This is a genomic window from Plantactinospora solaniradicis, assembly GCF_042658085.1.
In the GTDB taxonomy this organism is placed as follows: Bacteria; Actinomycetota; Actinomycetes; order Mycobacteriales; family Micromonosporaceae; genus Plantactinospora; species Plantactinospora solaniradicis.
Genome location: NZ_JBHSPR010000018.1, coordinates 291,598 through 306,802, shown reverse-complemented (window position 1 = coordinate 306,802; position 15,205 = coordinate 291,598). Strand labels below are relative to the sequence as shown.

Here is a 15,205-nt window from a genome sequence, read left to right as displayed (position 1 = left end):
GAGCATGCCTGACCGATCGGTCAGAGACTTGACCGATCGGTCAGGATGTGAGCGGGGACACAGATCGTCCCGGAGGTCGTCCGGCGATCGGGGGCTATCCGGCGCCGCTCGGCGTCGGCTCGACGGCCGGGCAACTGGCGCCGGGTGCGGGCGTGATCGTCGAGATCAGGTACCGGTCGACGGCCCCGGTCATGCACGGACTGGCGTTGTAGCTGCCGTGGCCGGCGCCCTCGTAGGTGAGCAGCACACCGTGCGTCCCGAGTTGCCGGGCGACGTTGCTGGCCCAGTTGTGTCCGGCGGCGGGATCGTGCCGGGAGTTGATCAGTAGGAGCGGCCGGTCGGTGCGTACCCGCAGCCGGTGCTGTGGGTTGTCGACGGCGGGCGCACCGAGGCAGGACTCCACCACCGCCAGCGCCTGCGGGTACGGCAGGTCGGTGCCGATCCGGGCCATCTCGCGGATCCGGCGGGCGTACTCCCGGTAGTCCCGGACCGGCAGACTCCAGTCCTGGCAGAAGATCGCCAACGGGTTCGAGCTGGTCCGCACCGCCTCCTCGGTCGAGTCGGTGGCGGGCGCCGGGCCGGCTCCGCTCGCCGCCTGCCCGGACAGGGTGCTGATCGTCCCGGCCAGCCCGGCCCAGTCGGGGCCGTAGAGCGCGCGTGGTGCGAGGAAGCCGCTCAGGGCGTACGGGCTCAGCGTCGCCGAGGGGTCCTTCGGGTCCGGCACCTCTCCGCGCCCGGCCCGGTCGAGCAGGTCCGCCCAGATCGCACTGATGTCCCGCCCGTACAGGGCACAGCTCTCGGTACGGTCACACCACGCCACGAACGCGTCGAACGAGTCCTGCGCGGTGGCGGTCTGGGTGTTCAGGAAGGCCCGGGTGTCCAGGCTGTGGTCGACGACGCTTTCCAGCACCATCGCCCGGACCCGGTGCGGGAACAGTTCGGCGTACTGCTCGCCGAGCAGGGTGCCGTACGAGCTGCCGTGGTACGTCAGTTCCGTCTCGCCGAGCGCGGCCCGGACGGCGTCCAGGTCCCGCGCCATGCTGAGCGTGTCGACGTGGTCGAAGACCGGTCCGGTCCGGGCCCGGCAGTCCTCCCGCAGTCGCCGGTTGTACGCCACAGTGGCGTCGAAGTCGGCCTGGCTGGTCAGCACCGGCGCGGGTCGCTGGCCCAGCAGCTCCGTCGAACAGCGCACCGGGCTGCTCTGACCCACGCCGCGCGGGTCGAAGCTGACGATGTCGAACCGGCGCCGGAGTTCGGCGCTGAACCGGCTGACCCCGGTCACCACCCGGCTCACCCCGGAGTCGCCGGGGCCGCCGGGACCGAACACGAGGCTGCCCACCCGGGCGGCGGGGTCGGTGGCGGTCCGGCGGGCCAGCGCCAGGTCGAACCTCGGCCCGGTCGGATGGTCCCAGTCGACCGGCACCGACAGGGTGCCGCACTGCGCCGTGGCGTCTCCGGCGCACGAACTCCAGTCGATCGTCGGGGCCGCGCGCGGCGGCGCCGCCCCGCTCACCCCGGGGGCACCGGCGCCGACCACCGTGACGGCGGCGGCGATGGCCGTACCCAGGGTGGCCACCCGGCGGATCACCCGATGTCGGGTCGAGTTGCCTTTCCACAGCATGGAGTGCTGTCCTTTCCACGAAGGAGCGTCGCGCGCAGAACTCGCCCGTGGGCGAGGTGGTGCTTCTTCCTCCTGGGTCGTCGAGTTGGCGCTCGACGACCCAGGGCCCGGTCCGATGTCGCCCCGGTCTGCTGTCCGATGTCGCCCCGGCCCGCTACTCGACGTCCTTGAGCACCCGCTCCAGGGACGTCATCCGGGCTTCCATCTGGGCGAGCCGGTTGCCGAGCTCGGCCAACTGCCGCTCGGTGCCCTCCTGGGTCCGGACCGCCGTCTCGGCCAGCTTCTTGTACTCGCCCTCGCGGGCAAGGACCGCGTGGGCCCGCCAGGTCCGGGCCACCTGAATGATGATCGTCGTGATCACGGTGATGAGCAGGGCGAACGCTCCAGCGGCCCCGACGACCTCTGTCCAGTCGTGCTCGCTCATGACCGTGCTCCCTCCTCGACGTTCCGCTCGCCCGGATCAGGAAGGCTCAACGTCTGCGCCGCCGCCTCGACGGCGTCCGGCGTCAGCCGGAAATCGAACTGGTTGACCTCGTAGAACTTCATTGCCTTCCCGTCCTCCGACAACTCAAGGTGTGCCGACACCAGGCCGGCCGTCTCCAACTTCCGCAGGTGGACCTGGAGCAGTGCCCGGCTGATGCCCAACTGGCGAGCGAGCCGGCTCACGTAGTTGCGTTCCCGGACCAGTGCCGCGACGACCCGCAACCGGTGCGGGTTGGCCAGCGTGGCCATCACCCGGACCAGCTCGTCGCCGGTCGGGTCGGGTCTACTCATAGCGAAACCCTGCACATGCCAATAGAAGTTAGCAGGTGCCTGCGATCACTTGCTAGTGGGTTCGTTCGGTGCTGACCGACCGGACCGGGTGAACAATGGGCAGATGCGCTGGACCGTGCTCGACACCCCGATCGGTGACCTGTCCGTCGGAATCGACGACGTCGGCATCTGCGGCGTGCAGTTCGGGCCGGTCGAGGGTGCGAGTGCCACCCCCGATCCGGAGCTGGCACCGGCCCTGGCCGAGCTGCGGGCGTACTTCGCCGGTGAACTGATCGAGTTCACCGTGCCGCTGCACGTACGCCGGGGGTCGGAGTTCGAACGCGCCGTCTGGGCCGAGATGTCGAAGATCCCGTACGGCGAGACCCGAACCTACGGCGAGGTGGCGGCGGCGGTCGGTGACCCGGGGGCGGCCCGCGCGGTCGGGGTGGCCTGCAACCGGAACCCCATCCCGGTGATCGTGCCCTGCCACCGGATCGTCGGAGCCGGCGGCAAGCTGGTCGGCTTCGGTGGTGGCCTGCCTCGCAAGCGACATCTGCTGGAACTGGAGGCCGGAGTCGCCTTCCAGCGCGCCTGGGCCTGAACCCCCACGGTCGAGCAGCGGCTCCGCGAGTTGGCCGAGGCGGAGCGCCGCTCGATGCACAAGACCGTCGAGGCGGCGATCGACGCGTACCTCGAGCGCCAAGAGCGGGACGAGTGGACCCGCGCCGCTGCGCGCCGGGTTCACGAACGGAATGCTGACTTCCACGAGATGCTCGGCGACAGGTGAGCCGTCCCTGGCCGGACGCGGACGACCTTCCGTTTGTTGCTGGCGGGCAGTAGACGGACGGTTACCTGGGCGGCGCCGGGGCCAGTCTGACCCGGCGGAGCAGTTGGGCGTTGAGCGCCACCACGATGGTGGAGCCGGACATCAGCACCGCGCCGATGGCGGGACTGAGTGCGACCCCGGCCCAGGCGAGCACTCCGGCGGCGAGCGGGATCGCGACCACGTTGTACCCGGCGGCCCAGGCGAGATTCTGGATCATCTTCCGGTACGACGCTCGGGACAGCCGGATCACTCCGGTCACCCCGCGGGGGTCGGAGGAGGCGAGCACCACGCCGGCGGACTCGATGGCCACGTCGGTGCCGGCGCCGATCGCGATCCCGACGTGGGCGCGGGCCAGCGCGGGTGCGTCGTTCACCCCGTCGCCGACCATCGCCACGACCAGCCCCCGACGCTGGAGGTCGGTCACCTTGTCGTCCTTGTCCGCCGGCAGGACCTCGGCGAACACCTCGTCCACCCCGGCCCGGAAACCCAGCTTCGCGGCGACCGCCTCGGCGACCGGCCGGGCGTCACCCGTGATCATGGCGATCGTGCGTACGCCCTGTGCCCGTAGGTCGGCGATCGCCTCGCGGGCCTCCGGCCGTACCTCGTCCTCCAGGGCGAACGCGCCGAGCACCTGCGGTCCACCGTCGTCGAGGCGTACCAGGTAGAGCACGGCGGCCCCGCGCGCCGACCACTCCGCGCCGACCCGACGGAGGTCGTCGGAGGGTTGGGCGGTCAGTTCCCGCAGCAGGGCCGGCCCGCCGACGGCGTAGTCCCGGCCCTCGACGCTGGCCCGGACGCCCCGGCCGGACAGCGCCCGGAATCCGGTCGCCGCTGCCGCCCCGGCCCGGTTCCCGGCGGCGGCGACGATGGCTCGGGCGAGCGGATGTTCACTGTCGGCCTCGACCCCGGCGGCCAGCCGCAGCACCTCGTCCTCCGCCGGCGTCTTGTCTTCCGCCGGCGCCTTCTCCTCCGTGGTGGCGGCGTCGCCGGAGCCGGAACCCCGACCGGCGGCGAGGCCCGGGTCGGCGGCGAAGCCCGGGTCGGCGGCGACCGCGGTGACGGTGTGCGCGCCCCGGGTCAGCGTGCCGGTCTTGTCGAACAGCACCGCGTCGACCGTGCGCATCCGTTCCAACGCCAACCGGTCCTTGACCAGGATTCCGGCCCTGGCGGCCACGGCGGTGGAGAGCGCGATGACCAACGGGATCGCCAGGCCCAGGGCGTGCGGGCAGGCGATCACCAACACCGTCACGGTACGCACCACGGCCTCGTCGACGCTGCCGAGCGCCGACCAGACGACGAAGGTCACGGCGGCGGTGGCGGTGGCGATGTAGAACAGCCAGGCGGCGAAGCGGTCGGCGAGCAGCTGCGCCCGACCGCTGGACTGCTGGGCCTGGGCCACCAGGCGTTGGATGCCGGCCAGCGCGGTGTCGTCGCCGATGGCGTCGACCTGGACCCGGATCGCGGAGTCGGTCGCGACGGTGCCGGCCACGACCCGGGCCCCGATGCCCCGGGACACCGGCCGGGACTCACCGGTGATCATCGACTCGTCCAGTTCGGCGGCGCCGTCGACGACCCGGCCGTCGGCCGGCACCCGCGCGCCGGGGCGGACCAGCACCACGTCGTCGACCCGCAGGTCGGCCAGGGCGACCCGCTGTACGCCGCCGTCGGAGCCGATCCGCTCGGCGTCGTCCGGCAGCAGTGCGGCCAACGCCGCCAGGGCGCCCCGGGCCTGGCCGATGGCCTTCATCTCCTGCCAGTGCCCGAGCAACATGATGCTGACCAGTGCGGCGAGTTCCCACCAGAAGTCCAGGTCGAACGCGCCGAAACTGGTGGCCAGCGAGGCGACGTAGGCGACGGTGATCGCCATCGAGATCAGCAGCATCATGCCGGGGGCGCGGTCGCGCAGTTCCCGGAGACCGCCGACCAGGAAGGGCCAGCCACCGTAGAGGAAGACGATCGAGCCCAGCACCGGCCCGACCAGGAACATGCCCGGGAAGTCGAACGAGTAGCCGAACCAGTACATCACCATGTGGCTGGTGACCACGATCGGCACCGTGAGCGCCAGGCTCAGCCAGAACTTCCGGCGGAACGCCTCCGGATCGTGCCCGGCGTGCTTGTCGTGCCCCTGATGGTGTCCGTCGTCGTGTCCGTGTTGCCCGTGCTGCCCCTCGTGCATCGTCGATCACCCCTCGGAAGCCAATATACCCCCCGGGGGTAATTGAGCAAGGGGTCGCCGTTACCGCTGAAGAGCCGTTACCGCACAAGAAGCAGCGGGGCCGGACCAGGTGGTCCGACCCCGCTGCTGTCGTACGTCACACTCAGCGCTCGATCGTGCCGGCGATGAAGTCCTCGACGGCCTGGTGGGCGTCGTGGTCGGCGTACTGCTGGGGTGGGGACTTCATGAAGTAGCTCGACGCCGAGAGGATCGGGCCACCGATGCCTCGGTCGAGGGCGATCTTCGCGGCCCGGACCGCGTCGATGATGACGCCGGCCGAGTTGGGCGAGTCCCACACCTCGAGCTTCAGCTCCGCGTTGAGCGGGACGTCACCGAACGAGCGGCCCTCCAGCCGGATGTACGCCCACTTGCGGTCGTCCAACCACGGCACGTGGTCCGACGGCCCGATGTGCACGTCACCCTTGGTCATCTCGTGCGGGATCTGGGAGGTGACCGACTGGGTCTTGGAGATCTTCTTGGAGACCAGTCGGGTGCGCTCCAACATGTTCATGAAGTCCATGTTGCCGCCGAAGTTGAGCTGGTACGTGCGCAGCAGCTCGACGCCCCGGTCCTCGAACAGCTTGGCCAGCGCACGGTGCACGATGGTCGCGCCGACCTGGCTCTTGATGTCGTCGCCGACGATCGGCAGTCCGGCGTCGGTGAACTTCTGCGCCCACTCCGGGTCCGAGGCGATGAAGACCGGCAGCGCGTTCACGAAGGCGCAACCGGCCTCGATCGCCGCCGTGGCGTAGAACTTGGCGGCCTGCTCGGAGCCGACCGGCAGGTAGCAGACGACCACGTCGGCCCGGGCCTCGCGCAGCGCCGCCACGACATCGGCCGGCTGGCGGTCGGATTCCTCGACGATCTCCCGGTAGTACTGGCCCAACCCGTCCAGGGTCGGCCCACGCTGCACGAGCACGCCGGTCGGCGCCACGTCGCACAGCTTGATGGTGTTGTTCTCGCTGGCGACGATCGCCTCCGCGAGGTCCATGCCCACCTTTTTGGCGTCGACGTCGAACGCCGCGACGAACTCCACGTCAGAGACGTGGTAATCGCCGAAGGTGACGTGCATGAGACCCGGGACGCGGTCGTTGGGGTCGGCATTGCGGTAGTACTCGACGCCCTGGACCAGGGACGAGGCGCAGTTTCCCACACCGACGATGGCGACGCGGACGGAGCCCATCGCGTTTGCCTCCTTTGTGTTCATCACGGCCGCTCCGGTCTCATTCCTGGACTTGCCCAGGCGGAGGCGGGATGTGTTCTTCTGACTGCCCCTGGGCGGTGCCCGGGGTATCCGGGGCGGTGCCCGGGGTGGACCCCGACGGGGTCCGGCCGGAGCGCTCGTTGGCGATGAGCTCCTCCAACCAGCGGACTTCGCGCTCGCAGGCGTCCAGGCCATGGCGCTGGAGTTCGAGCGTGTAGGCGTCGAGGCGAACGGCTGCCCGGCTCAACACGTCGCGCAGACCCTCGCGACGCTCCTCGACCTTGCGCCGACGGCCCTCGAGGATCCGGAGCCGGGTCGCCCGGTCGGTACGGGAGAAGAACGCGAAGTGCACACCGAACCCGGCGTCCTCGTAGGTCTCCGGACCGGTCTGGGCGATCAGTTCGGCGAACCGTTCCTTGCCCTCGGCGGTGATTTTGTAGACGACTCGGCCGCGACGGCTGGTCAGTGCCGGGATCTCCTCGGCGGTGGCCGGGGTCTCGGCCGCCTCGGTGATCCAGCCGGCCGCCTGTAGCCGACGCAGGGTCGGATAGAGCGAGCCGTAACTGATCGCCGCACGGATCGCCCCGAGCTTGGCGGTGAGCTCCTTGCGGAGTTCGTAGCCGTGCATCGGGGACTCCTGTAGAAGGCCGAGGATGGCGAGCTCGAACATGAGCACCCCTCTCCGCGACTCCGCCAGGACCGGCGTGGCCTCCCTGTCAGGAGCCCGTAACCGACTCGATGTATCGGGCCGATACATCGCACGGTAGACCCTTCGGCCCGGCGTGGCAAACCCTCGCAGGGCACAGATTCCACTACGCTCGGTGACGGTGGTCGCCTCGCCCGGCCGGACCGCGTACTCTTCTGCGCATGCGTTCGCAGCGCCAGGTCGTCGACTACTCGCTACAGAAGCGAGCGGTGCTGCGTGAGGTGCATTCGGGTCGGGTCGGCACCTATGAGGTCTGCGACGCCTCGCCCTACCTGAAGAACGCCGCCCGGTTCCACGGCGAGCCGACCGAGGCACTCTGCCCGGTCTGCCGGCGCGAAAATCTGACCCACGTCCACTACATTTACGGCGATGAACTCAAGCAGTCGGCCGGACAGGCGCGTACCCGAGCGGAGCTGTCGGTGCTGGCGATGACCCTGCGTGAGTTCCAGGTCTACGTGGTGGAGGTGTGCCGCGGTTGCGACTGGAACCATCTCGTCGAGCAGTACCTGCTCGGCCGGGATGGCGTGTCCGGCGACGACGCCGCCAGCACCGCAGGTGCGTCGTCCGGCGGCGCGGCGGTGGCCGCGACGGCGACCGCGAACGGCACCTCGGTCAGACGAAGGCGCGAGGCGCGGCGGTGATCGTGACTCGTCTCCCCATAGCCGGGATCTTCCGACATTGGCGGGGCGAGTATCACTTAGCAAACCGGATAAGTCCGGTTATTTCCCATGTTGCGGCATCTGTGGCTCGGCGTGTCCGACTCTGGATGCGGCGTGTTCCAGCTCACGGCAACCCGGTGGTGGCGCGAACGCCCATCACCGCGACCGGCAGGGTGTGACGAATGAACTCGTACGGCGATCCTAGTTCCGCGCGCGGTCGGGCGCAGTTCCCCGGCGCGAACGGCGACCACGGACCAGCGGACGATCCATACCGCCGCACGTCCCGGGACGACCAGGCCGACGCCGATCGGCGTTCGGCGGACGGCGACCGGGGCGGCTGGCCCGCCAACGGCCGGGCCGACGGTGCGTCGGCGCGGGCGAGCGTGAGTGGGCGTGCCTCGTCCGGCCGGGCCGCGCCACCGGGGCGGGCCCCAGCCGGAGGCGGCTGGGCCGCACCGGTGTCACCGGCCTCCGGTTCCGCGTCCGTCGGTTCCGCGTCCGTCGGATCGGCCTCGCCGGGTCGGGCCCGGGTCGGCCGGGCCGGAGTCGGCAGCGCGGCGGTTCCCGACGCACCCGGCTCGGGTGGCGGATACGGCGCCGCCCGACCGGCCGGTCGGGCGTCCGCGGGACGGGCGAGTGTCGGAGCCGCGTCCGTGAGTGGCGGGGGCGCGAACGGCGCCGCCGGTCGGGCCACCGTCGGCCGGGCGGTCGTCTCGGTCTCCCCGGCCGGTCCCGGTGGCCCCGACGATCCGGTTGGACCGGGCAGCTCGGGTGGATCCGGTGGCCGTCGTGGCCGCAGAGGTGGCGAGCCGGACGCGGCGGCGCTGAAGCGCGCCAAGAAGCGCAAGCGGATGAACCTCGTCATCGCCGCCTTCGCCGTGTTCATCATGTTGACCGGCGGCGGCGTGGTCGGAGTGACCTACTACTCCACCAACGTGGTGCTGCCGGACGAGATCCCGCTGCCGGTCGGGACCACGATCTTTGCGAGCAACAACAAGGACGCGATCGTAAAACTGGGCGAAGAGGCCCGGGTGATCGTGTCCCTCGACAAGATCCCGAAGTACGTGCAGCGCGCGGTGGCCGCCGCCGAGGACCGGAAGTTCTACAAGCACAAGGGCGTCGACTACCTCGGCATCGCCCGCGCGGCCTGGAACAACTTCACCGGCGGTACGAAGCAGGGTGCGTCCACCATCACCCAGCAGTACGCCCGGAACGCCTACGAGAATCTGAACGACGACAGCTACCAGCGCAAGGTCAAGGAAGCGATTCTCGCCTCGAAGCTGAACGACGAGTTCAGCAAAGACGAGATCATGCAGCACTACCTGAACACCATCTACTTCGGCCGGGGCGCGTACGGCATCGAGATGGCGGCGCAGACGTACTTCGGGGTGCCGGCGAACAAGCTCAACGTGGCCCAGGCCGCGGTGCTGGCCGGAGTGATCAAGCAGCCGGTCAACGATCCCCAGACCGGCGTGAAGGGCTTCGATCCCGAGGACAACCCGGAGCTGGCCAAGGACCGCTGGACCTACGTGATCAACGGCATGGTCGAGGAGAAGTGGATCACCGAGGCCGAGCGCCCGACCGAGTACCCGAAGGTGAACAAGCGCAAAGACGCCACCGCCTCCAGTGGCGTGAAGAGCCCTCGGGGGAACGTGGTCAACTACGTCCGGGCCGAGATGGAGGAGAAGGGTCTCTGCCACAACGGCGCGGTGCCGGCCGGCAGCACGAAGCCGACCTGTCAGGCGACGCTGGCCATGGACGGCTACCGGATCAAGACCACTATCAACATCAAGATGCAGAACGCGGCGGAGAAGGCGGCCCAGCAGGAGAACAAGGGCTCCCCGCTGAACGGCCAGCCGAAGAACCTACAGGGGGCGCTGGTCTCGATCGAACCAGCCACCGGCCGGGTACTCGCCTACTACGGCGGCAACGACGGGACCGGGATCGACTACGCCGGAAAGAACGTCCTCGGCGGCGAACTGGTCGGGGGTCACCCGCCGGGCTCGTCATTCAAGGTCTACACCCTGGCCGCCGCGATCGACGCGGGCATCTCGATCGAGTCGCACTGGAACTCCGAGCCGTTCAAGGCCGACGGCATCGAGGACGAGATCGGTAACGCCGGTGCGGAGCAGACCACCTGCCACAAGTGGTGCACCCTCGAACAATCGACCGTCAGGTCCTACAACGTGCCCTTCTACCACATCAGCGAGGACATCGGTCCTGACAAGATCGTGAACATGGCGAAGCAGGCCGGGATCACCACGATGTGGACCACCCCTGCCAAGGGGGCGTCGGAGCCGATCGACCTGGCCAAGAAGAAGGCCGCCGACGTGGCGCCGGATCCGTTCTTCCATGTCGTCGCGTACGGGCAGTACCCGATCACCGTTCTCGACCATGCCACCGGGTTGGCCACCCTCGCCAACCGGGGCAAGTACAACAAGCCGCACTTCATCATGACGATCGAGCAGCAGGACAAGCAGACCGGTGCGTGGAAGAAGATCAGCGCCGGCAGCGAGCAGCTCAAGTCGTCGCCGCGAATCAAGCCGGAGGTCGCCGACGAGGTGACCTCGGTGCTGAAGAAGATCCCGGGCGCGAACAGCCGCAGTCTTGAGGGCGGCCGGTCCGCGGCCGGCAAGACCGGCACGTGGCAGTACGGCGCCACGAAGGACAACGCGCACGCCTGGATGGTCGGCTACACCCCGCAGTTGGCCACCGCGGTCTGGGTCGGCAGCGACGATCCGAAGAAACCCAGGATCCGCAGGGACAACGGCACACCCGTCAGCGGCGCGAGCCTGCCGGGCGCGATCTGGCAGCAGTACATGGACGATGCGCTCAAGGGCCTCGACAAGAAACCGCTGCCGGATTCCAAGGGCATCGGCGATGCCGAACGCGGCAACGGCGTCGAACCGCCGCAGGCACCACCGTGCCCGACGGCTCTGGTGAACGGGGTCTGCCCGCCGCAGAACCAGAACAACAACCCGCCCACCTTCCCCACGAACCCGGATGGACCCACCTTCCCCGACCTTCCGGGCGGTCCGGACGATGGTCCGGACAATCCCGACGACGGGCGTGGTGGCGGCGGTGGTGGTGGCGGGGTAGCGGTGCTGCCCACCACGACGAACGGTCAGCGCGACTGAGTCCGGAGACCTGCCGGCAATCGTGACGGCGGCCCCGACCACCTCCCGAGGTGGCCGGGGCCGCCCGCGTTGATACGCCGACCGGAGCCGCGACGGACGTACGTCGGTCCGGGGCAGCCTCGGCGGTCCGTGCCTACACCCCCCGACATAGATCCACGTAAATCAGTCGGCCGACGGCATCCGTCCGCGCCGAATCGTTTTCCGTCCGCCCCTCCTGCTCGTGGCAGGGGCTCCGATACGGCAGGATGCTTACCCATGAGCGCGCAGTCGCCGGCTGGCATCGACGAACCTGAGAAGGCTGACCACCCGTCCCGGTCGGACGGGTTCGTTCGCGGGCTCTCCGAGGCCATCGGTGGCCCGATCGGTGAGCACGCGAGCGGGGTCGACCGCCGGGGCACCCAGTGGAGCGGTCGGTTCTGGACCGCTGCCCGGATCGTGCTGGCCCTGACGTGTCTGACCCTGGCCCTGCACTGGGTGCAGAAGTCGCCCTGCCAGACCGGCGCCTGGCAGAACAACTCGCAGTACACCAAGTTCTGCTACACCGACGTGCTCGCGCTCTACTACGCCGAAGGGCTGAACGAGGGCAAGGTGCCCTACCGGGACCACCCGGTCGAATATCCCGTCGTCACCGGGTTCTTCATGGGAGCGCTCGGCCTGCCGGTGCACAGCATCGGCGAGAACCGCCCCGAGATCAACCAGGCGGAGTGGTTCTACAACCTGAACGCGCTGGTGCTCGGTGCCCTTGGGGTGGCCACCGTCGCGATGATCCTCGCGCTACGGCGCCGCCGGCCCTGGGACGCCGCGATGTTCGCGCTCTCCCCCGCGTTGCTGGTCACCGCCACCGTCAACTGGGACCTGCTCGCGATCGGGCTCGCCGCCATCGGCCTGTACGCCTGGGCCAGACGACAACCCCTGGCCGCCGGCATCATGCTCGGCCTGGCCACTTCCGCGAAGCTCTGGCCACTGTTCATACTCTGGCCACTGTTCCTGTTCGCCCTGCGTACGGCACGGGTCCGGGCGATGGTGGTGACGATCGGCTCGGCCATCGCGACCATCGCGGCGGTGAACCTGCCGGTGGCGATCCTCTACCACGACGGATGGAGCCGCTTCTTCCAGTTGAACAGTGAGCGCGCCATCGACTGGGGCACCCTGTGGTACATCGGTCGCTACCTGGACGGCAAGTGGAACAGCGGCAGCCCCGGCGACCAGGGCCCCTTCCAGTGGCTCAGCGACCACATACCGACGCTGAACACCCTGTCGTACGCCCTGATCGTCCTGGCCTTCCTCGGCATCGGCGCGCTCGCGCTGTTCGCGCCCCGGCGCCCCCGGCTGGCGGCCCTGGTCTTCCTGATGGTCGCGGCCTTCCTGATCTTCAGCAAGGTCTGGTCGCAGCAGTTCACGCTCTGGCTGCTGCCGTTGGCGGTACTGGCCCGGCCGCGTTGGGGAGCCTTCATCGCGTGGCAGCTCGCCGAGGTCGGCTACTTCCTCGCGTTCTACGGCGAACTGCTCGGCGCCGCCGGCAAGCAGGTCTTTCCGGAGGGCGTGTTCGTGCTCGCCGCCACGTTCCGGCTGACCACCGTCGCGGTGCTCTGCGGACTGATCATCCGGGACATCCTGCGGCCGGAGCACGACCCGGTCCGGGCCACCTATCCGGACGACCCCGACGGCGGGGACTACGACGGCGCACCGGACGCGGGATGGCTGCGCCGGCTGCGCGGTGTCCCCGAACCGGAACGCGAACCCGTCCCGGCCTGACGACACCGCCACCCCGGTCCCGAACACCGGGGACGGCGCGGTGTGGACCGTCAGAGCCGGTAGACCACGGTCTCGCCGACGTCCTCCCGGCTGATGCCGAGGGTGTCGACCGGTAGGTCGATCGCCGTCTGCAACGGAGTGCCGGCCACCCGGTCCTTCAGCACGACGACGGTCCGCACCCCCAGCTCGCGCAGGTATTCGATGCTGGCCGAGTCCGGGAAGTTCGCCGTCACCTGACGTACCTCCTCCAGCCGACGGGGGGTGAATCCACTTCCGCCGTTCACGATGTCCTGGAACCGGCTGGTCGACCAGAGCATGACGTGCTGGTCGGTCTTCTGGTCCGACGGCAGGACCAGGATCGGCCCGGTCGACACCCGCATCGCCGCGGGCTGCCTCGGCACGATCGGATGCGGTGTGGCGTTCAGCCCCTCGACCAGCACCAGCAGCAGCGGCAGCAGGGTGACCAGGCGCAGGAACGGACCGGGGCGGGGTGGTACCCGCTCGGCGGCCGAGATCTGTCGCGCCCGTTCGGCGAAGGCGCCGACCGAGCCGGCCGCGAGGATGCCCAGCAACAGGCTGGTCCAGAGCATCAGCCGGCCGGGCGTACGCAGGCCGTCCCAGCCGGGCACGTGCTCGAAGAGCGGCAGGTAGGTGTAGGTACCGCCGAAGAACCTGCTGCCCATCGCCAGCACCGCGCTGGCCAGCAGGGCAACCAGCAGCAGCAGTCGCTGTCGCACCGTCCAGATCGAGAAGACCAGGCCGGCGATGGCGAGCGCGAGGAGTGCATACCCCGGCAGCAGCGTGGTTTCCGGCAGTCCGGGCAGCCCGTCGCGGGCCCGCTCGTGCAGGTCACCCCAGATCAGGGACTCGGTCGGGGCGGTGAGGAAACCACCGGGCGGCGGGGAGTAGTTGTGCAGCTCCTCGGCGGTCCGCCGGGCGTTCGGGTGCTCTTCGGCGACCTTGAAGTACGGGATGGCCAGCAGGGCACCGGTAGCGGCGAAGATCGCGCCGCCCCAGAAGTCGGCCAGCAGCATCCGGAACCCGAACGGCTGCCGTGGCCGGCGGATGATCCGCCGTACCAGCCAGCTCAGCAGCACCACGACCGAGATCAGACCCAGGACGTACGCGAAGACGAGGCCGATTCCGAAGCCGAGGCTGAGCTGCCAGGCGGCGACCAGCCAACCGGCGAAGGCCCAGCCGGATCGTCGGCGCTCGGGTCGGTAACCGTGTCGCAGCGACCAGCCGTGACCCCGAGCCAGCATGGCGAGGGCCAGCGGGATTCCTCCGTTGGAGATCACGTGCAGGTGACCGGCCTGCGACAACAGCCAGGGTGCGTACGCGAAACCGACGCCCGCCACCGCGGCGCCGATCCGCCCCGAGCCGAGCTGCCGGACCAGCGCGTACGCCCCGACCACGGCGAGCGCGTGGGCCAGTACGAACAGGATGTTGTAGCGGAGGATCGCGGCCTCCGGACCGTGGCCGATCATGCCGGCCGGCGCGTAGCCGAGCAGGGTGTCCGAGAAGGCGAAGGTCCAGTTCTCCGGAAAGAAGCTGTTGCTCTGCCAGAGCTGGGCCGGGTTCGTCAGCAGGATGTGTCCGGACCAGGCGACCTGCCACGCCTGAAGGGTGGGATCCCAGTAGTCCTGCGGCAGGGTGTGCCTCGGGTAACGCAGAGTGGGCCAGGTCATCAGGACGGCCAGGGCCAGTCCGCCGAGCCCGGCGAGGGTCCACTCGTGCACGAGTCGGCGGCCGACGCCGCGACCGATCCGCCGGAGCCGGCCCGGTACGACCTCGGGAGCGGGCGCGAACGCCGTGAACGGGTCGTCAGGCTTATCCGGCTTGTCCGACTTCGAGTTGGCCGACTCGGCCTTCGCGTCGTCCTTCTTCTCCTCCGCCTTCCCGTCCTTCTTTCCCTCCTCCTTCTCCGGCTTCTCCTCCGGGTCGCTCGACGTCGCCTTGTCCGTGGCTTCGCCGGCACCGGTCGCCGGAGTGCCGCCGGTCTTCTCCGGCGCCTCCTCCGGATCCGTCTCGGCCTTGGCGGCCGGATCGGCGTCGGGCTTCTCTTCCCGACCTGTCTCCGGCTTCGCTCCCGGATCCGTGTCGGGCTTCGCGTCCGATGCCTGTCCGCTGTCGGGCTTCGTGTCCGATGCCTGTCCGCTGTCGGGCTTCGTGTCCGATGCCTGTCCGCTGTCGGGCCTCGCGGCACCGGCGGTGGGCGCGCTGTCGGCCGAGTCCCCGGTCTTGGCGACGCCGGGTTCGGCCGTGCCGCCCGTGGCGGTGGACTCGGTTGTCTCGTCGGCGACGTTGGACTGGTCCGTCGACATCGGCC

At 69.8% G+C, this 15,205-nt stretch carries 12 protein-coding genes; 5 read left to right on the top strand and 7 right to left on the bottom strand.

Annotated elements, in window-relative coordinates; all coding sequences use genetic code 11:
* Positions 1–94: 94 nt before the first annotated feature.
* From ACFP2T_RS23140 to ACFP2T_RS23130, 3 genes are all read right to left on the bottom strand, one after another.
* The gene (locus ACFP2T_RS23140) at positions 95–1,621 is read right to left on the bottom strand and encodes an alpha/beta fold hydrolase (protein WP_377424885.1); all 1,527 of its coding nucleotides are present in this window, start codon (positions 1,619–1,621) and stop codon (positions 95–97) included.
* 154 nt (positions 1,622–1,775) lie between these two features.
* Positions 1,776–2,045: a hypothetical protein gene (locus ACFP2T_RS23135; RefSeq protein ID WP_377424884.1), complete on the bottom strand. Its 270-nt coding sequence runs from the start codon at positions 2,043–2,045 to the stop codon at positions 1,776–1,778.
* The gene (locus tag ACFP2T_RS23130) at positions 2,042–2,395 is read right to left on the bottom strand and encodes an ArsR/SmtB family transcription factor (protein WP_377424882.1); all 354 of its coding nucleotides are present in this window, start codon (positions 2,393–2,395) and stop codon (positions 2,042–2,044) included. Before ACFP2T_RS23130 ends, ACFP2T_RS23135 begins: the two co-directional genes overlap by 4 nt.
* 103 nt (positions 2,396–2,498) lie before the next feature.
* On the opposite strand from ACFP2T_RS23130, the gene ACFP2T_RS23125 reads away from it, so the two are divergent.
* Positions 2,499–2,975 carry a methylated-DNA--[protein]-cysteine S-methyltransferase gene (locus ACFP2T_RS23125; protein ID WP_377424881.1) on the top strand — a complete coding sequence of 159 codons (477 nt, stop codon included), beginning with the start codon at positions 2,499–2,501 and terminating at the stop codon, positions 2,973–2,975.
* 54 nt (positions 2,976–3,029) lie between these two features.
* Positions 3,030–3,161 carry a hypothetical protein gene (locus ACFP2T_RS23120; protein ID WP_377424879.1) on the top strand — a complete coding sequence of 44 codons (132 nt, stop codon included), beginning with the start codon at positions 3,030–3,032 and terminating at the stop codon, positions 3,159–3,161.
* A 61-nt stretch (positions 3,162–3,222) separates the two neighbouring features.
* Here ACFP2T_RS23120 and ACFP2T_RS23115 read toward each other — a convergent pair whose 3' ends face one another.
* The 3 genes from ACFP2T_RS23115 to ACFP2T_RS23105 all read right to left on the bottom strand — a co-directional run bounded on the left by ACFP2T_RS23115 (position 3,223) and on the right by ACFP2T_RS23105 (position 7,289).
* The gene (locus ACFP2T_RS23115) at positions 3,223–5,376 is read right to left on the bottom strand and encodes an HAD-IC family P-type ATPase (RefSeq protein WP_377424877.1); all 2,154 of its coding nucleotides are present in this window, start codon (positions 5,374–5,376) and stop codon (positions 3,223–3,225) included.
* Positions 5,377–5,518: 142 nt separating this feature from the next.
* Positions 5,519–6,598 (bottom strand): inositol-3-phosphate synthase, encoded by a 1,080-nt coding sequence (locus tag ACFP2T_RS23110; RefSeq protein ID WP_377424876.1) that lies wholly within the window; start codon positions 6,596–6,598, stop codon positions 5,519–5,521.
* A gap of 40 nt (positions 6,599–6,638) precedes the next feature.
* Positions 6,639–7,289, bottom strand: coding sequence for a PadR family transcriptional regulator (locus tag ACFP2T_RS23105; RefSeq protein ID WP_377424875.1), 651 nt, complete (start codon positions 7,287–7,289; stop codon positions 6,639–6,641).
* 197 nt (positions 7,290–7,486) lie between these two features.
* On the opposite strand from ACFP2T_RS23105, the gene ACFP2T_RS23100 reads away from it, so the two are divergent.
* From ACFP2T_RS23100 to ACFP2T_RS23090, 3 genes are all read left to right on the top strand, one after another.
* Positions 7,487–7,966: a DUF5318 domain-containing protein gene (locus ACFP2T_RS23100; protein ID WP_377424874.1), complete on the top strand. Its 480-nt coding sequence runs from the start codon at positions 7,487–7,489 to the stop codon at positions 7,964–7,966.
* Between the two features lie 200 nt (positions 7,967–8,166).
* The gene (locus ACFP2T_RS23095) at positions 8,167–11,121 is read left to right on the top strand and encodes a transglycosylase domain-containing protein (RefSeq protein WP_377424873.1); all 2,955 of its coding nucleotides are present in this window, start codon (positions 8,167–8,169) and stop codon (positions 11,119–11,121) included.
* Between the two features lie 255 nt (positions 11,122–11,376).
* Positions 11,377–12,876 (top strand): glycosyltransferase family 87 protein, encoded by a 1,500-nt coding sequence (locus ACFP2T_RS23090; RefSeq protein ID WP_377424872.1) that lies wholly within the window; start codon positions 11,377–11,379, stop codon positions 12,874–12,876.
* A gap of 50 nt (positions 12,877–12,926) precedes the next feature.
* Here the strand turns inward: ACFP2T_RS23090 and ACFP2T_RS23085 are convergent, their stop codons facing one another.
* Complete coding sequence (locus ACFP2T_RS23085; RefSeq protein ID WP_377424871.1) at positions 12,927–15,200, bottom strand: hypothetical protein; 2,274 nt, start codon at positions 15,198–15,200, stop codon at positions 12,927–12,929.
* Positions 15,201–15,205 lie beyond the last annotated feature (5 nt).

Coding starts and splice junctions, on each gene's coding strand:
- ACFP2T_RS23140 (WP_377424885.1), bottom strand. CDS start 1,621: ATGCTGTGGAAAGGCAACTCGACCCGACATCGGGTGATCCGCCGGGTG.
- ACFP2T_RS23135 (WP_377424884.1), bottom strand. CDS start 2,045: ATGAGCGAGCACGACTGGACAGAGGTCGTCGGGGCCGCTGGAGCGTTC.
- ACFP2T_RS23130 (WP_377424882.1), bottom strand. CDS start 2,395: ATGAGTAGACCCGACCCGACCGGCGACGAGCTGGTCCGGGTGATGGCC.
- ACFP2T_RS23125 (WP_377424881.1), top strand. CDS start 2,499: ATGCGCTGGACCGTGCTCGACACCCCGATCGGTGACCTGTCCGTCGGA.
- ACFP2T_RS23120 (WP_377424879.1), top strand. CDS start 3,030: ATGCACAAGACCGTCGAGGCGGCGATCGACGCGTACCTCGAGCGCCAA.
- ACFP2T_RS23115 (WP_377424877.1), bottom strand. CDS start 5,376: ATGCACGAGGGGCAGCACGGGCAACACGGACACGACGACGGACACCAT.
- ACFP2T_RS23110 (WP_377424876.1), bottom strand. CDS start 6,598: ATGGGCTCCGTCCGCGTCGCCATCGTCGGTGTGGGAAACTGCGCCTCG.
- ACFP2T_RS23105 (WP_377424875.1), bottom strand. CDS start 7,289: ATGTTCGAGCTCGCCATCCTCGGCCTTCTACAGGAGTCCCCGATGCAC.
- ACFP2T_RS23100 (WP_377424874.1), top strand. CDS start 7,487: ATGCGTTCGCAGCGCCAGGTCGTCGACTACTCGCTACAGAAGCGAGCG.
- ACFP2T_RS23095 (WP_377424873.1), top strand. CDS start 8,167: ATGAACTCGTACGGCGATCCTAGTTCCGCGCGCGGTCGGGCGCAGTTC.
- ACFP2T_RS23090 (WP_377424872.1), top strand. CDS start 11,377: ATGAGCGCGCAGTCGCCGGCTGGCATCGACGAACCTGAGAAGGCTGAC.
- ACFP2T_RS23085 (WP_377424871.1), bottom strand. CDS start 15,200: ATGTCGACGGACCAGTCCAACGTCGCCGACGAGACAACCGAGTCCACC.